The following is a 15386-nucleotide window of genomic DNA, read 5'->3' on the forward strand; positions in this document are numbered from 1 at the left end:
CTCAGCTCTTCAGCAGGTTGATGTCGTCGACGGACGCCGACTTCCGCGTGCGGAAGATCGACACGATGATCGCCAGGCCGACGACCACCTCCGCCGCGGCCACGACCATGACGAAGAAGGCCATGACCTGGCCCGTCAGGTCCCCGTGCATCCGGGAGAAGGTGACCAGGGCGAGGTTCGTCGCGTTGAGCATGAGCTCGACGCCCATGAAGACGATGATCGCGTTCCGGCGCAGCAGCACCGTCGCGGCGCCGAGCGAGAACAGGATCGCGGACAGCACCAGGTAGTTCGTCAGCGTCACGGCTGGGTCTCCGTCCGGGTCGAGCCGCCGCCGAGGTTCACGTCGGTCTGCGGTCCGGTGGTGGTGCCGGGCTCGGCGGCCGGCGGCCGCGGCTCGTCCTCGGTCGTGCCGAGGGCGGCCTCGACCTCCTCGGGCGTGACCTCGGCGCCGCGCTCGGCGAGCACCGCGGTGACGGCCCGGCGGTAGGTGTCCGCCCGGAACTCGGCGGTGCCGGCCTCCTGGCCGCGGATGCGCAGCACGCGGGGGACGGACTCGTCGATCGGGTTGCCCTGCGGGTCGAGCGCCGGCACGTCCATCGCGTTGTGCCGGGCGTAGACGCCGGGGGCGGGCAGCGGGGTCAGGCGGGTGCCGGCGGCCACGCGGGCGGCGGCGCGCTCGGGCTGCTTCACCAGGGGCTTGAGCCGCTGGCGGTGCGTGAGGACCAGCGCGCCGAGCGCGGCGGTGACCAGCAGCGCGCCGACCACCTCGAGCCCGAACACGTGCTGGCCGAACACGATCCGCGCGACGCCCACCGGGTTCCCGGGGGCGTTGGCCTCCGCCAGGCCGACCGCGTCGGGGTAGACCGCGCGGCCGACGACGGCGACCAGCACCACCGCGAGGCCGAGGCCCGCGAGCCAGCCGATCCAGCGCTGGCCGCGGATGGTCTCCACGAGGGAGTCCGACGCGTCCACGCCGACGAGCATCAGCACGAACAGGAACAGCATCATGACCGCGCCCGTGTAGACGACCACCTGGACGACGCCGAGGAACGGCGCCTCCTGCGCGATGTAGAGGAACGCGAGCGAGATCATCACCGTGATCACGCACAGCGCGGCGTGCACGGCCTTGCGCGCGAACAGCAGGCCGAGCGCCGCCAGCACCATGATCGGCGCGAGCACCCAGAACAGGACCGCCTCGGCGGTGGACGGCGTCATCGGGTCTCCTGCCCCGCCGGCCGGGCGCCGGCGCGCGACCGCGCGGCGTCCAGCGTCTCGTCCTCGGGGCGGTGCTCGGCGACCCAGTCGACCTGCGCCGGCGTCGGCGCGGTGACCTCCCCGCGGTAGTACTCGGTGTCCGTCGTGCCCTCGACCATCGGGTGCGGTGCGGCGAGCATGCCGTCGGCGAGCGGCGCGAGCAGGTCCTGCTTCTCGTAGATCAGGCCCTCGCGGGTCGGGCCCGCCAGCTCGAAGTCGTTGGTCATCGTGAGCGCGCGCGTCGGGCACGCCTCGATGCACAGCCCGCAGAAGATGCAGCGCAGGTAGTTGATCTGGTAGACGCGGCCGTACCGCTCGCCCGGGGAGAACTGCTGCTCGGGCGTGTTGTCGGCGGCCTCGACGTAGATCGCGTCCGCGGGGCAGGCCCACGCGCACAGCTCGCAGCCGATGCACTTCTCCAGCCCGTCCGGGTACCGGTTGAGCTGGTGCCGGCCGTGGAACCGCGGCTTCACGGGCGCCGTCTCGAACGGGTACTGCTCGGTGACGGTGCGGCTGAAGAAGTTCTTGATCGTGACGCCGAACCCGGCGGCGGGCGCCAGGGCGTCGGCCACGGCGCTGCGCTTCGGGATCAGCGACTCGTACGGCCGGACCTGGCCGCCGGGGGCGACCTCGCCACCGCCGCCGGACCTGGCGACGGACTTGTCGGGCGTGTCAGCCACGCGGCACCTCCTGGGTGGGGGACTCGGGTGCGCCGCCGTCGCCGCCGACGAGGGCGGGGGTCGCGGGCGACTGGGCCTCGCGGCGCAGGGCCCGCGGGGACGGCGGCAGGGTCTGGCCGGGCAGCGGCGGGACGGGGAAGCCGCCCGCGAACGCGTCGAACGGCTCGTCCGACGGCACCGGGGCCGGCGGCGCCTTCTTCTCCGGGATGAGGAAGGAGATCAGCACCGCGGCCACGATGACGCCGGCGAGGACGAACATCAGGGTCTGCAGGTCGACGTCGGCGAACTGCCGCACGCCCTGCACCACGGCCACGCACACCAGCCAGACCAGCGCGGACGGGATCAGCACCTTCCAGCCGAACTTCATGAACTGGTCGTACCGGAAGCGCAGCAGCGTGCCGCGGATCCAGACGAACAGGAACATGAACAACCAGACCTTGGCGACGAACCACAGCAGCGGCCACCAGCCGGTGTTGAACATCCCGTCGTTGATCGCCGAGAGCGGCCACGGGGCGCGCCACCCGCCGAAGAACAGCGTGGTCGCCACGGCCGAGACGTTGAGCATGTTGATGTACTCCGCCAGGAAGAACCAGGCGAACTTCATCGACGAGTACTCGGTGGTGTAGCCGCCGACCAGCTCGCCCTCGGCCTCGGGGAGGTCGAACGGCAGCCGGTTGGTCTCCCCGACCATGGAGATCACGTAGATCACGAACGCCGGCGCGAGCGGGATCAGCCACCACAGCGTCGACTGCGAGGCGACGATCTCGGAGGTGGACATCGACCCGGCCAGGATGAACACGCTGACCAGGGACAGGCCCATCGCGAGCTCGTAGGAGATGACCTGCGCGGTGGACCGCACGGCGCCGAGCAGCGGGTAGGTCGAGTTCGAGGACCAGCCGCCGAGGACGATGCCGTACACGCCGACCGACGCGCACGCGAGGATGTACAGCACCGCGACCGGGAAGTCCGTGAGCTGCAGCGGCGTGACGACGCCGAAGATCGAGACCTCCGGGCCGAACGGGATCACCGCGTAGGTCAGCAGCGAGCAGAACACCGCGATGAACGGCGCGACGATGTAGACCAGCTTGTCCGCGGCCTTGACCGTCACGTCCTCCTTGAGCAGGAGCTTCATCGCGTCGGCGAGCGACTGGAACAGGCCGAACGGGCCGTGCACGTTCGGGCCGGGACGCAGCTGCATCCGGCCGACGACGCGGCGCTCGAACCAGATGGCGATGAGCACGCTCAGCAGCAGGAACACGAGGATGCCGACCGCCTTGAGCAGCCAGACCCAGAACACGTCCTGGCTGAAGTCCGCGGCGCCGCCCTCGGTGGCGGACGCGAGCAGCACGGCCCTCATGCGGAGACCTCCTCGTCGGTGCCGCCGGCGACGGCCGGGGCGACGCGCACCAGGTCGCCGGGCAGCGCGCGCAGCGCGTCCCGGACCTGGCTGCCGGCCGAGGCCGTGGGCAGCCAGACGACGTGGTCCGCCATCTCGGTGACGACGGCCGGGAGGGTGATCTCCCCGGCGTCGGTGGCGACGGTGACCGGGGCCCCGTCCGCGACCCCCGCGGCGGCGGCCGTCGCCGCGGACAGCCGGGCGACCGGCCGCTTGGCCGTGCCCGCCAGGAACGGCTCGCCGTCCTGCAGCCGCCCGGCGTCGAGCAGCTGGTGCCAGGTCGCGAGGACCGCGTGCCCCGGGGCGACGGCCGGCGGCTCGGCGGTGCGGGCGTCGGGCGCGGGCACCCGCGCGCCGTCCCACTCGCCGGTCAGCGCGTCGGCGTCGGCGTGCACCTCGGCGACGGTGCGCAGCCCGAGGGTCACGCCCAGCTCGTCCGCCAGGGCGTCGAGCACCCGGTGGTCGGCCATGGCCGTCGACGTCAGCGCCTGCGGGAACGGCCGCACGCGGCCCTCCCAGCTGACGAACGTGCCCGGCTTCTCGACCGGCGGGGCGACCGGCAGCACGACGTCGGCGAGCGCGGTGACCTCGGAGGTGCGGACCTCCAGGGAGACCACGAAGCCGGCGGCGGCCAGCGCGGCCCGGGCTGCGGCGGGGTCCGGCAGGTCGCGCGGCTCGACGCCGCCGACCAGCAGGCCGCCGAGGGTGCCCTCCGCGGCCGCGGCGAGGATCGCCGACGTGTCGCGGCCGGGCTCCGTCGGCAGGTTCTCCACGTCCCAGGCGGCGGCCACGTCCACGCGGGCCGCGGCGTCGGCGACCGGGCGGCCGCCGGGCAGCAGGGTCGGCAGGGCGCCGGCCTCGACGCCGCCGCGCTCCCCCGCGCGCCGCGGGATCCAGGCCAGGCGGGCCCCGGTGCGCTCCGCCAGCCGCAGCGCGGCGGACAGGGCGCCCGGGACGGCCGCGAGCCGCTCGCCCACGAGGATCAGCGCGCCCGCGGTCCGCAGCGCGTCGGCGGCCTCGCGCAGGTCACCGGCCGCGATCGCGTCCAGCACCTCCGGCTCGGTGCCCGGCGCGGCGGAGATCAGCGTGCCGTCCAGGCGCTCCAGCCCGCGGCTCGCGAGCGGCGCGACGGACAGCACCGTCGTGCGGCCCGCGACCACGCCCTTGCGCAGCCGCAGGAAGACGACGCCCGCCTCCTCCTCGGCCTCCAGGCCCGCTAGCAGCACGGCCGGCGCGGCCTCCAGGTCGCCGAACGTGACGCCGAGGCCCGTGCCCGCGACCGCGTGGCCGAGGAACGCGAGCTCCTCGTCCGAGTGCGGCCGGGCGCGCAGGTCCACGTCGTTGGTGCCGAGCACCACGCGGGCGAACTTGCCGTACGCGTAGGCGTCCTCGACGGTCAGGCGGCCGCCGGGCAGCACGCCGACGCCGCCGGCCGCGCGGGCCCGGTCCAGGCCGTGCGCCGCGACCTCGAGGGCCTCGGCCCAGGAGGCGGGGTGCAGCTCGCCCCGCGTGCCGTCCTCGTGCCGGTCCCGCACCAGCGGCGTCGTGATCCGGTCGGCGGCGGACTGCCAGGTGAAGGCGAAGCGGTCCTTGTCGGTGATCCACTCCTCGTTGACCTCGGGGTCGTCGCCCGCGAGGCGGCGCAGCACGACGCCGCGGCGGTGGTCGACGCGGATGGCCGCGCCGGAGGAGTCGTGCTCCGCGATCCCGGGGGTGGACACCAGGTCGAACGGGCGGGCGCGGAACCGGTACGCCGCGCCGGTCAGCGCGCCGACCGGGCAGATCTGCACGGTGTTGCCGGAGAAGTACGAGGCGAACGGGGACCCGGACTCGTCGTCCTCGCTCGGGCCCACCGGGATGTCGGCGCCGAGGAACACGCCGCCGGCCGGCAGCCGGTCGGCGTCCTCGATCGTCTCGCCGACGCCGTCGCCGTCGACGCCCGCGAAGCCCAGCACGTCCGCGTCGAAGCGGCCGATCTGCTGCATCGCGCCGCGCTTCTGCAGGTCGATGAACGGGTCGCCCGCGATCTCGCGGGAGAACCGGGTGCAGCGCTGGCACAGGATGCACCGCTCGCGGTCCAGCAGGATCTCGGTCGAGATCGCCAGCGGCTTCGGGAACGTCCGCTTGACGTCCACGAACCGGCTGGTGGCGCGGCCGTTCGACATCGCCTGGTTCTGCAGGGGGCACTCGCCGCCCTTGTCGCAGACCGGGCAGTCCAGCGGGTGGTTGATGAGCAGCAGCTCCATGACGCCGTGCTGCGCCTTGTCCGCCTCGGCCGACGTGCGCTGCGTGCGCACGTCCATGCCGGGGGTGGCGGTCAGGGTGCAGGACGCCTGGGGCTTCGGCATCTTCGCGAGGTTGCCGTCGCGGCCCGGGGCCCAGACCTCGACGAGGCACTGCCGGCAGGCACCGGCGGGGGCGAGCAGCGGGTGGTCGCAGAACCGCGGGATCTGGATCCCGAGCTCCTCGGCGGCGCGGATCACCAGGGTGCCCTTGGGCACGGTGGTCTCGATGCCGTCGATGGTGAAGGTGACGCCGTCCGTGGGCGCCGGGGCGCCGGAGGGCTTGGATGCGGTGACGGTCATGCGTGGGCTCCCGCGAGCTGGCCGGTGCGGCGCGGCGTGTAGGGGAAGAGGGCCGAGCGCTCCGGCGGGAACAGCACGTCCGCCGGGGTGTGCGTGCCGGCCTCGAACTCCTCCCGGAAGTACTGGATGGCGGAGGTGATGGGGCTGGTGGCGCCGTCCCCGAGGGCGCAGAACGCCTTGCCGAGGATGTTGTCGCACAGGTCGAGCAGCAGGTCGATGTCGCCCGGGGTGCCCTGGCCGGCCTCGAGGCGGCCGAGCACCTGCGCCAGCCAGAACGTGCCCTCCCGGCAGGGGGTGCACTTGCCGCAGGACTCGTGCTTGTAGAACTGCGTCCACCGCGACACGGCCTTGACGACCGAGACGGTGTCGTCGAACACCTGAAGGGCGCGGGTGCCGAGCATCGAGCCGGCGGCCCCGACCTCCTCGTAGGTGAGCGGGACGTCGAGGTGCTCGGCGGTGAAGATCGGCGTGGACGAGCCGCCCGGGGTCCAGAACTTCAGCTGGTGCCCCTCGCGGATGCCGCCCGCCATGTCGATCAGCTCGCGCATGGTGATGCCGAGCGGCGCCTCGTACTGGCCGGGGCGCTGCACGTGGCCGGACAGCGAGAACAGGCCGTGGCCCGGGGACCGGTCCGTGCCCATCGTACGGAACCAGTCGGACCCGCCGCGCACGATGCCGGGCACCGACGCGATCGACTCGACGTTGTTCACGACCGTCGGCCGGGCGTAGAGGCCCGCGACCGCGGGGAACGGCGGCTTCAGGCGCGGCTGGCCGCGGCGGCCCTCGAGCGAGTCGAGCAGCGCGGTCTCCTCGCCGCAGATGTACGCACCGGCGCCGGCGTGCACCGTGACGTCCAGGTCGTAGCCGCTGCCCAGGATGTTCTTCCCGAGGTAGCCCTTCGCGTACGCCTCCTCGACCGCGCGCAGCAGCCGGCGGTAGACGTGCACGACCTCGCCGCGCAGGTAGATGAACGCGTGGTGGCAGCCGATGGCGTACGACGTGATCGCGACGCCCTCGACGAGCACCTGCGGGTCCGCCAGCATCAGCGGGATGTCCTTGCAGGTGCCCGGCTCGGACTCGTCGGCGTTGACCACGAGGTAGCGGGGGCCGCCGTCCGGCGCGGGCAGGAAGCCCCACTTCATGCCGGTCGGGAAGCCGGCGCCGCCCCGGCCGCGCAGGCCGGAGTCCTTCACGACGGTGACGACGTCGCCGGCGTCCATGGTCAGGGCCTTGCGCAGGCCCTCGTAGCCGCCGTGGGCCTCGTACGTGGCGAGGGTCCAGGAGCGGTCGGCGTCCCAGCGCTCGCTCAGCACCGGGGTCAGCGTGTCGGCCATCAGGACTCCTTCGCGCCGTCGGAGGGGGCGGACGTGTCGTCCGCGCGGTGCTCGGCCTTCTCCTGCTCGGCCGTCCGCTCGGGGGCACCGGCCGCCGGGCGGTCCACGCTCGACTGCGGGGCGCCGGGCTGGGGGGCGGAGGACGCCGCCGGTGCGCCGCCCGTCTCGGTGGCGGCGCCCGCGGCGTCGAACGACGGCGCGCGCCAGCCCTGCTCGCGGGCCAGCTCGAGCCCGACCAGCGTGGCGGGACCCGCCCCGACGCCCTCGTCGGCCAGGCCGTCCGGGAAGCCGGCGAGCACGCGCGACACCTGCTTGAAGGTCTGCACCTGCTTCGGCCCCCGGGTCGGGGCGACCGGGTCGCCCGCGATGAGCCTGCCCACCACCTCGGCCGCGGACTCGGGCGTCTGGTTGTCGAAGAACTCCCAGTTGATCATCATGACCGGCGCGAAGTCGCAGGCGGCGTTGCACTCGATCCGCTCGAGCGTGATCTTGCCGTCCGCGGTGGTCTCGTCGTGCCCGACGCCCAGGCGGTCCGTGAGGTCCTCCCAGATGGCGTCGCCGCCCATGATCGCGCAGAGCGTGTTGGTGCAGACGCCCACCGTGTACTCGCCGTTCGGGCGGCGCTTGTACTGCGTGTAGAACGTCGCGACCGCGGACACCTGGGCCGTCGACAGGTCGAGGGTCGCCGCGCAGAACGCGATGCCCGCGGGGCTGACGTAGCCGTCCTCGCTCTGCACCAGGTGCAGCAGGGGCAGCAGCGCGGACCGGGAGTCCGGGTAGCGGGCGACGACCTGCGCCGCGTCCGCCGCCAGCCGCTCGCGCGTGGCGTCGTCGTAGGTGGCCCGCGGGCGTCCCCCTCCGGGGATGCGCGGGTGGTCGATCGTGGTCATCAGCGGTCCACCCCTCCGAGCACCGGGTCGATGGAGGCGACGGAGCAGACGACGTCCGCGACCTGGCCGCCCTCGCAGAGCACCGAGACGGCCTGCAGGTTGTTGAACGACGGGTCGCGGAAGTGCGCCCGGTACGGCTTGGTGCCCCCGTCGGAGACGAGGTGCACCCCGAGCTCGCCGCGCGGGTGCTCGACGGTCTGCCAGACCTGGCCGGCCGGCACCCGGAAGCCCTCGGTCACGAGCTTGAAGTGGTGGATCAGGGCCTCCATCGAGGTGCCCATGATCTCGCGGATGTGGTCGAGCGAGTTGCCCATGCCGTCGGACCCGATGGCGAGCTGCGCCGGCCACGCGACCTTCTTGTCGGCGACCATCACCGGCGTGCCCGCGGACGCCTTGAGGCGCTCGACGACCTGGTCGATGATCCGCATCGACTGGTAGCACTCCTCGATGCGCAGGACCATCCGGTCCCAGCAGTCCGAGCCCTCGGAGACCGGCACGTCGAAGTCGTAGGTCTCGTAGCCGCAGTACGGCGCGGCCTTGCGGACGTCGTACGGCAGGCCGGTGGACCGCAGCATCGGGCCGGTGATGCCGAGCGCCATGCACCCGGCCAGGTTGAGCACGCCCACGTTCTGCAGCCGGCCCTTGAGGATCGGCTGGCCGAGCATGAGGTCCTCGAGCTGCTTCATGTACTTCCGCACGCCCACCAGCGCCTCGGCGACCGAGTCGAGGGCGCCCGGCGGGATGTCCTGCGCGACGCCGCCGGGGCGGATGTACGCGTGGTTCATCCGCAGGCCGGAGATCAGCTCGAAGATCCGCAGGATCTCCTCGCGGGCGGTGAACCCGATCGTCATGATCGTGGTCGCGCCGAGCTCGTTGCCGCCGGTGGCCAGGCACACCAGGTGCGAGGCGATCCGGTTGAGCTCCATCATCAGGACGCGGATCTCGGTGGCCCGGACGGGGATGTCGTCGGTGATCCCGAGCAGCTTCTCCACCGCGAGGCAGTACGCGGCCTCCTGGAACAGCGGGGCGACGTAGTCCATGCGGGTGCAGAACGTCACGCCCTGGGTCCAGGTGCGGAACTCCATGTTCTTCTCGATGCCGGTGTGCAGGTAGCCGATGCCCGCGCGGGCCTCGGTCACCGTCTCGCCGTCGATCTCGAGCATGAGCCGGAGCACGCCGTGCGTGGACGGGTGCTGCGGGCCCATGTTGACGACGATGCGCTGCTCGCCGAGGCGGGCGGCCTCCTCGGCGATGTCGGACCAGTCGCCGCCCGTCGCCTCGAAGGTGCGCAGGCCGACGGTCTCGTCGTCGACGAGGTGCCCGGTGGCGTGGACGCTCGGGGGGGTCTGGGTGCTCACGAGTACTGCCTCCGCTGGTCGGCCGGCGGCACGGTGGCGCCCTTGTACTCCACCGGGATGCCGCCGAGCGGGTAGTCCTTGCGCTGCGGGTGACCGGGCCAGTCGTCCGGCATCTCGATCCGCGCCAGGTCGGTGCGGCCGGTGAAGACGATGCCGAAGAAGTCCCAGGTCTCGCGCTCGTGCCAGTCGTTCGCCGGGTAGACCCCGACGGTGCTGGGGATGGTGGCGTCGCCGTCGGGGACGGCGACCTCCAGGCGCAGGCGCCGGCCGTGGGTGACCGACACCAGGTGGTAGACGGCGTGCAGCTCGCGGCCGGTGTCGTGCGGGTAGTGCACGCCGGAGACGCCGAGCGACAGCTCGAACCGCAGGTCCTGGTCGTCGCGCAGGTGCTGGGCGACCTCGACCAGATGCTCGCGGGCGATGTTCAGCGTCAGCTCGCCGCGGTCCACGACGACGGCCTCGACGGCGTTCGCGTACCCGGTGCCCGACGCGTCGAGCAGCTCGGTGAGCACGTCCACGACCTCGTCGAACCAGCCGCCGTACGGCCGCTCGCTCGGACCGGGCAGCGCCACGGTCTGCACCAGGCCGCCGAATCCGGACGTGTCGCCGGTGCCGTGCACGCCGAACATGCCGTGCCGGGTCTGCACGACCTCGAGCGGCAGCGTCCGGTCGGCGGGCACGTTCTGCGAGCCGGCCTCGAGGGCGGTCTCGCTGGTGCGCTGCGCGCCGGCGTCGGCCGCGGCGGCGTCGCCCGCCCTCGCGGCCGCGGCGGCGTCGCGCTTCTCGTCGCTCATCGCAGCAGTCCCGTCATGTGCGAGGTGGGGGTGGCCTGCAGGGCGGCGGCCTCGACCTTGCGCGCGATCTCGGCGCGGTCGCGGCCCAGCGGCTCGTTCTTGATCTGCTCGTGGAGCTCGAGGATCGCGTTGATGAGCATCTCCGGCCGCGGGGGGCAGCCGGGCAGGTAGATGTCCACGGGCACGATGTGGTCGACGCCCTGCACGATCGCGTAGTTGTTGAACATGCCGCCGCTGCTGGCGCACACGCCCATCGACAGCACCCACTTCGGCTCGGCCATCTGGTCGTAGACCTGCCGGACGACGGGCGCCATCTTCTGGCTGACCCGCCCGGCGACGATCATCAGGTCCGACTGCCGCGGGGACGCCCGGAACACCTCCATGCCGAACCGGGAGATGTCGAACCGGGACCCGCCGGTCGCCATCATCTCGATCGCGCAGCACGCCAGGCCGAACGTCACGGGCCACAGGGACGCCTTGCGGACCAGGCCGGCGAGCGTCTCGACCGACGTCAGCAGGAAGCCCGAGGGAGCCTCTTCGATACCCATGTCAGTCCTCGTCCCACTCCAGGCCGCCGCGGCGCCACTCGTACACGAACGGCACCGTGATCAGCGCCAGGAACCCGACCATCGCCACCAGCCCGAACACGGCGAGCTCCGTGAAGCTCACCGCCCACGGGTAGAGGAACACGACCTCGATGTCGAAGATGATGAACGTCATCGCGACCAGGTAGTACTTCACCGGGAAGCGGCCGCCGCCGACGGCGTGCGGGGTCGGCTGGATGCCGCACTCGTAGGCCTCGAGCTTCGCGCGGTTGTAGCGCTTCGGGCCCAGCACGGCGCTGGCGGCGAGTCCGCCGACCGCGAGGACGGCGGCGATCCCCATCATGACGAGGAGGGGGATGTAGGGGTTGGTCATCGGTTGCTCTCCCGAGGGGGGTGGAGTGCGGTCCGGGGGCGGGGCGGTCAGGCGGGCGAGGCCTGCGCCGTCAGGGCGGCGCCGTCACGACGCCGGTGCCAGCCGCGCGAGGGCCGCGATGGTGCGGTCCGCCCAGTCGCCGCCGTGCGGCTCGTAGCAGTCCGCCAGCAGCTTGTGGGTGAGCTTCATGATCGTCGGCCGGGGCAGGCCGTACCGGGTGCACACCCGCATCACCTGCGGGTGCTCGATCAGCTTCACGAACACCCGGCCCAGCGTGTAGTACCCGCCGAGGTCGTCCTTCATCCGGGCGCCGTAGGTCGCGAGCGCCCGCTCCCGCCCGGCGGCGGTGCCGCGGGCGGTGGCCTGGACGATCGCGTCCGCGGCGACCCGGCCGGCCTGCAGCGCGTACGCGATGCCCTCGCCGTTGAACGGGCTGACCATGCCGGCGGCGTCGCCCACCAGCATGAGGCCGCGGTCGTACAGCGGGCCGCGGTTGAACCCCATCGGCAGCGCGGCCCCGCGGACGGGGCCGACCTGGTTCTCCGGGGTGAACTCCCACTCCGCGGGGGCGTTCGCCATCCACTTCGCGAAGAGGTCCTTGTAGTCGACCTTGGTCGCGGCGGCGGTCGAGGACACCGAGCCGAGGCCGACGTTGGCGGTGCCGTCGCCGAGGGAGAAGATCCAGCCGTACCCGGGCATGAGGTTCGACGCGTGGGGCACGCCGTCCCAGAGCTCGAGGTGGCTCTCCATCCACGGGTCGTCGTGCCGCGGGGTGCGGAAGTAGGTGCGCACGGCCACACCCATCGGCCGGTCGAGGCGCTTCTCGAGGCCCATGCCGGTGGCGAGCCGCGCGGAGACGCCGTCCGCGGCGATCACGACGGGGGCGCGGTAGGTCACCGGGTCACCCGCGCGGCGGCCGTCCGCGTCCACGGGGCGCGCCTGCACGCCGACGACGCGGCCGGTCCGCTCGTCCAGCAGCGGGCCGGTGACGTTGGTGCGCTCCTGCACCTTCGCGCCGGCGGCGCGGGCGTGCTCGAGCAGCAGGTGGTCCAGCGACATCCGGGAGCGCGCCAAGCCGTACGAGGGGTACGACGACAGCTCGGGCCAGGGCAGCTCGACCACGTGGCCGCCGCCCAGGACGCGCAGGCCGACGTTCCGGATCCAGCCGTCCTCCTCGCGCAGCGGGACGCCCATGCGGGCGAGCTCCGCGACCGCGCGCGGGGTCAGGCCGTCGCCGCAGACCTTGTCGCGCGGGAACGAGGCCTTGTCGAGCAGCAGGACGGAGAGCCCGGCTGCGGCGCAGTGGTACGCCGCGCTGGACCCGCCGGGTCCGGCGCCGACGACGATGACGTCCGCGTCGTCGCTCTTGCCACTGTGCACAGTTCGCCCCATTTGTGAATGCCTTCACACGTGATTCACGCCGAGTCTACTGACCGGACCAAGGTCCTGTCTGCGAAGGCTTGCCTCAGTAGCCTCGTCGGTGCCGACCAGGGCACTTGCAGGACTTTCGTCCCACGATTACCCCTTCGCGAGACCGGGATTCGTCCCACGATGCAGGGCGACGATGCCGCCGGACAGGTTCCGGTACGCGACCGAGCCCCACCCCGCCTGCTTGAGCAGCCGGCCCAGGCCGACCTGGTCCGGCCAGTCCTGGATCGACTCGGCCAGGTACGTGTACGCGGCGGACTCCTTCGCGACCACCCGCGCCACCGCCGGCAGCGCCTTGGTCAGGTACCCGTCGTACACCGCGCGGAACGGCGCCAGGGTCGGCGTCGAGAACTCGCAGACCACCAGCCGGCCGCCCGGCTTCGTCACCCGGCGCATCTCCTCCAGCGCCCCCACGGTGTCCACCACGTTGCGCAGCCCGAACGAGATCGTCACCGCGTCGAACGAGGCGTCGGCGAACGGCAGCCGGGTCGCGTCGCCCGCCGTGAACGGCAGGTCCGGGCGGCGGCGCTTGCCGACCGTGAGCATGCCCGTGGACAGGTCGCACGGCACGACCCTGACGCCCGCGTCCGCCAGCGGCTCGCTCGACGTGCCCGTCCCGGCCGCCAGGTCCAGCACCGTCTCCCCCGCGAGGGCGTCCAGCGCCTTGAGAGTCGCGCGGCGCCACATCCGGTCCTGGCCGAGCGACAGGACGTCGTTGGTCAGGTCGTAGCGGCGGGCGACGCCGTCGAACATCTGGGCGACGTCGTGCGGGTCCTTGTCCAGGTTGGCGCGGGGCATGGGGCCATCGTGTCAGGTCCGCGCCCCCGCCCGCGCGCCCACCCCTCGCCCGCCCGCGGGTCCACCCTCGCCCGCTCGCCTGTCCACCCTCGCCCGCTCGCCTGTCCGCCCTCGCCCGCTCCCGTGTCCACCCTCGCCCGCTCGCCTGTCCGCCCTCCCCCGATCGCCTGTCCACCCTCGCCCGGCTCCCCCCGACCGCTCCCCCTCTCCGTCCTCTCCCCGAGTGGAGGGTTCTGGCGCGACACGCCGGGCGTGTCCGGCAGAACCCTCCACTCGGCGCGGCAGTCGGCGCGGCAGTCGGCGCGGGGGTCGGGGCGGGGCGGCGGACGCGGAGGGGCGGCGGGAGTCGGGGCGGGGCGAGCGGGGCAGCCGGGACGGAGGGGGCGAACCGGGCGGGCGGGACGGAGGGGCGAACGGGGCGGGCGGGATGGAGGGGCGAACGCGGCGGGCGGGATGGAGGGGCGAACGGGGCGGAGGGGCGAACGCGGCGAACGGGGCGGGCGGGACGGAGGGGCGGCCGGGGCGGAGGGGGCGGAGGGGGCGGAGGGCCTGCGGGACACGGGACGGCGGGGACGGTCGTACCCTGGTCCGCGATGACCAGCCCGCTTGGCGACCGCGACCGCGCGGCGTCCCCGCACCCCGAGCCGCTCGTGGTGCGCACCGTCGCACTCGACGCCCCCGACGACCTGCTGTCCCTGCTCCCCGAGGACGCCCCGCTCACCTGGGTGCGCCGCGGCGACGGGCTGGTCGGCTGGGGCGAGGCGGCCCGGGTGACCGTCGCCGGCGCGGGCCGGTTCGCCGACGCCGAGCGGGCGTGGCAGCAGCTCGTCGCGCACGCCGTGGTCCGGGACGAGGTGCGCCTGCCGGGCACCGGTCCGGTCGCGTTCGGGTCGTTCGCGTTCGACGACACCTCCGCCGCGGGCGGCGTGCTCGTCGTGCCCCGCGTGGTCGTGGGCCGCCGGGACGGGCAGGCGTGGCTGACGGTGGTGGAGACCGCCGGGACGCTGGGCCCCGCACCGGACTGGGCGCTGGTCGCCCGGCACGTGGCCGCGCTCACCCCGGTCCGCTCCCCCGGCGCGGTCACCTACGGGCCCGGCTCCGTCGCCGAGGCGGACTGGCCGGACGTCGTCGCGCGGGGCGTCGCCGCGGTCCGGGCCGGCGAGCTGGACAAGGTCGTGCTCGCCCGCGACGAGGAGGCCCGCACCGCCGAGCCGCTCGACGTCCGGCACGCCCTGGGCCGGCTCGCCGAGCGGTACCCGACCTGCTGGACGTTCTCCGTCGACGGCCTGATCGGCGCCACCCCCGAGCTGCTGGTCCGGTCGGAGAAGGGCCTCGTGACGTCGCGGGTCCTGGCCGGGACGATCCGCCGCACCGGGGACGACGACGCCGACCTCGCGCACGCCGCGATCCTCGCGCACTCGTCGAAGGACCTCGAGGAGCACGAGTACGCCGTGACCTCGGTCGCCAAGGCGCTCGCGCCGTTCTGCTCGTCGACGAACGTGCCGGACGCGCCGTTCGTCCTGCACCTGCCGAACGTGCTGCACCTGGCCTCCGACGTCACCGGCGTGCTCGCCGGGGCCGGGGAGCCGGGCGCCGCGCACCCCACGTCGCTCGCCCTCGCCGCCGCGCTGCACCCCACCGCCGCCGTCTGCGGGACGCCCACGGACGCCGCGCGGCTGCTGATCCGCCGGATCGAGGGCATGGACCGCGCCCGCTACGCCGGGCCGGTCGGCTGGGTCGGCGCCGACGGCGACGGCGAGTGGGGCATCGGCCTGCGGTCGGCCCAGGTCGACCCCGAGGACCCGCACCGGCTGCGGCTGTTCGCCGGCTGCGGCATCGTCGCGGCCTCCGACCCGGCGGCGGAGCTCGCGGAGTCCCGCGCCAAGCTGGTCCCGATGCACGACGCGCTCGCGTCGGACTGACCGGCCGGCCGCGCCACCCGCCGCCCTCC

14 protein-coding genes are annotated in these 15386 nt (G+C 73.8%); 1 reads left to right on the forward strand and 13 read right to left on the reverse strand.

Going from position 1 to position 15386, the window contains the following annotated elements:
• Position 1: 1 nt before the first annotated feature.
• From nuoK to HNR08_RS05620, 13 genes are all read right to left on the reverse strand, one after another.
• Entirely contained in the window at positions 2-301 is a 300-nt protein-coding gene (nuoK, locus tag HNR08_RS05560) for an NADH-quinone oxidoreductase subunit NuoK (RefSeq protein ID WP_146833940.1), read from the reverse strand.
• The gene (locus HNR08_RS05565; protein ID WP_246581796.1) at positions 298-1215 is read right to left on the reverse strand and encodes an NADH-quinone oxidoreductase subunit J; all 918 of its coding nucleotides are present in this window, start codon (positions 1213-1215) and stop codon (positions 298-300) included. Before HNR08_RS05565 ends, nuoK begins: the two co-directional genes overlap by 4 nt.
• On the reverse strand, positions 1212-1934 hold the full coding sequence (gene nuoI / locus HNR08_RS05570) for an NADH-quinone oxidoreductase subunit NuoI (protein ID WP_146833936.1): 723 nt from the start codon (positions 1932-1934) through the stop codon (positions 1212-1214). Before nuoI ends, HNR08_RS05565 begins: the two co-directional genes overlap by 4 nt.
• Complete coding sequence (gene nuoH, locus HNR08_RS05575; RefSeq protein ID WP_146833933.1) at positions 1927-3291, reverse strand: NADH-quinone oxidoreductase subunit NuoH; 1365 nt, start codon at positions 3289-3291, stop codon at positions 1927-1929. The genes nuoI and nuoH overlap by 8 nt, the downstream gene beginning before the upstream one ends.
• Positions 3288-5915 carry an NADH-quinone oxidoreductase subunit G gene (locus tag HNR08_RS05580; protein WP_146833931.1) on the reverse strand — a complete coding sequence of 876 codons (2628 nt, stop codon included), beginning with the start codon at positions 5913-5915 and terminating at the stop codon, positions 3288-3290. Before HNR08_RS05580 ends, nuoH begins: the two co-directional genes overlap by 4 nt.
• A complete protein-coding gene (gene nuoF / locus HNR08_RS05585; RefSeq protein WP_146833928.1) occupies positions 5912-7249 on the reverse strand; it encodes an NADH-quinone oxidoreductase subunit NuoF in 1338 nt (445 codons plus the stop codon). The genes HNR08_RS05580 and nuoF overlap by 4 nt, the downstream gene beginning before the upstream one ends.
• Positions 7249-8139: an NADH-quinone oxidoreductase subunit NuoE gene (gene nuoE, locus HNR08_RS05590; protein WP_146833925.1), complete on the reverse strand. Its 891-nt coding sequence runs from the start codon at positions 8137-8139 to the stop codon at positions 7249-7251. Before nuoE ends, nuoF begins: the two co-directional genes overlap by 1 nt.
• The gene (locus HNR08_RS05595; RefSeq protein ID WP_146833922.1) at positions 8139-9497 is read right to left on the reverse strand and encodes an NADH-quinone oxidoreductase subunit D; all 1359 of its coding nucleotides are present in this window, start codon (positions 9495-9497) and stop codon (positions 8139-8141) included. Before HNR08_RS05595 ends, nuoE begins: the two co-directional genes overlap by 1 nt.
• Positions 9494-10291 carry an NADH-quinone oxidoreductase subunit C gene (locus tag HNR08_RS05600; RefSeq protein ID WP_146833919.1) on the reverse strand — a complete coding sequence of 266 codons (798 nt, stop codon included), beginning with the start codon at positions 10289-10291 and terminating at the stop codon, positions 9494-9496. The genes HNR08_RS05595 and HNR08_RS05600 overlap by 4 nt, the downstream gene beginning before the upstream one ends.
• Positions 10288-10839 (reverse strand): NADH-quinone oxidoreductase subunit B, encoded by a 552-nt coding sequence (locus HNR08_RS05605; RefSeq protein WP_146833916.1) that lies wholly within the window; start codon positions 10837-10839, stop codon positions 10288-10290. The genes HNR08_RS05600 and HNR08_RS05605 overlap by 4 nt, the downstream gene beginning before the upstream one ends.
• Position 10840: 1 nt before the next feature.
• Positions 10841-11209, reverse strand: coding sequence for an NADH-quinone oxidoreductase subunit A (locus tag HNR08_RS05610; RefSeq protein WP_146833914.1), 369 nt, complete (start codon positions 11207-11209; stop codon positions 10841-10843).
• 84 nt (positions 11210-11293) lie between these two features.
• The gene (locus HNR08_RS05615; RefSeq protein WP_338075778.1) at positions 11294-12589 is read right to left on the reverse strand and encodes a geranylgeranyl reductase family protein; all 1296 of its coding nucleotides are present in this window, start codon (positions 12587-12589) and stop codon (positions 11294-11296) included.
• A 138-nt stretch (positions 12590-12727) separates the two neighbouring features.
• Positions 12728-13435, reverse strand: a complete 708-nt coding sequence (locus HNR08_RS05620) for a demethylmenaquinone methyltransferase (protein ID WP_146833908.1) — start codon at positions 13433-13435, stop codon at positions 12728-12730.
• 593 nt (positions 13436-14028) lie between these two features.
• On the opposite strand from HNR08_RS05620, the gene HNR08_RS05625 reads away from it, so the two are divergent.
• Complete coding sequence (locus HNR08_RS05625) at positions 14029-15357, forward strand: isochorismate synthase (RefSeq protein WP_146833905.1); 1329 nt, start codon at positions 14029-14031, stop codon at positions 15355-15357.
• Positions 15358-15386 lie beyond the last annotated feature (29 nt).

The organism is Cellulomonas hominis, from assembly GCF_014201095.1.
GTDB classification, from domain to species: domain Bacteria; phylum Actinomycetota; class Actinomycetes; order Actinomycetales; family Cellulomonadaceae; genus Cellulomonas; species Cellulomonas hominis.

Bases quoted from the DNA above. Each gene is read 5' to 3' on its own strand.
- HNR08_RS05565 (WP_246581796.1), bottom strand. From the start codon at position 1,215: ATGACGCCGTCCACCGCCGAGGCGGTCCTGTTCTGGGTGCTCGCGCCG.
- nuoH (WP_146833933.1), bottom strand. From the start codon at position 3,291: ATGAGGGCCGTGCTGCTCGCGTCCGCCACCGAGGGCGGCGCCGCGGAC.
- HNR08_RS05580 (WP_146833931.1), bottom strand. From the start codon at position 5,915: ATGACCGTCACCGCATCCAAGCCCTCCGGCGCCCCGGCGCCCACGGAC.
- nuoF (WP_146833928.1), bottom strand. From the start codon at position 7,249: ATGGCCGACACGCTGACCCCGGTGCTGAGCGAGCGCTGGGACGCCGAC.
- nuoE (WP_146833925.1), bottom strand. From the start codon at position 8,139: ATGACCACGATCGACCACCCGCGCATCCCCGGAGGGGGACGCCCGCGG.
- HNR08_RS05600 (WP_146833919.1), bottom strand. From the start codon at position 10,291: ATGAGCGACGAGAAGCGCGACGCCGCCGCGGCCGCGAGGGCGGGCGAC.
- HNR08_RS05605 (WP_146833916.1), bottom strand. From the start codon at position 10,839: ATGGGTATCGAAGAGGCTCCCTCGGGCTTCCTGCTGACGTCGGTCGAG.
- HNR08_RS05610 (WP_146833914.1), bottom strand. From the start codon at position 11,209: ATGACCAACCCCTACATCCCCCTCCTCGTCATGATGGGGATCGCCGCC.
- HNR08_RS05620 (WP_146833908.1), bottom strand. From the start codon at position 13,435: ATGCCCCGCGCCAACCTGGACAAGGACCCGCACGACGTCGCCCAGATG.
- HNR08_RS05625 (WP_146833905.1), top strand. From the start codon at position 14,029: ATGACCAGCCCGCTTGGCGACCGCGACCGCGCGGCGTCCCCGCACCCC.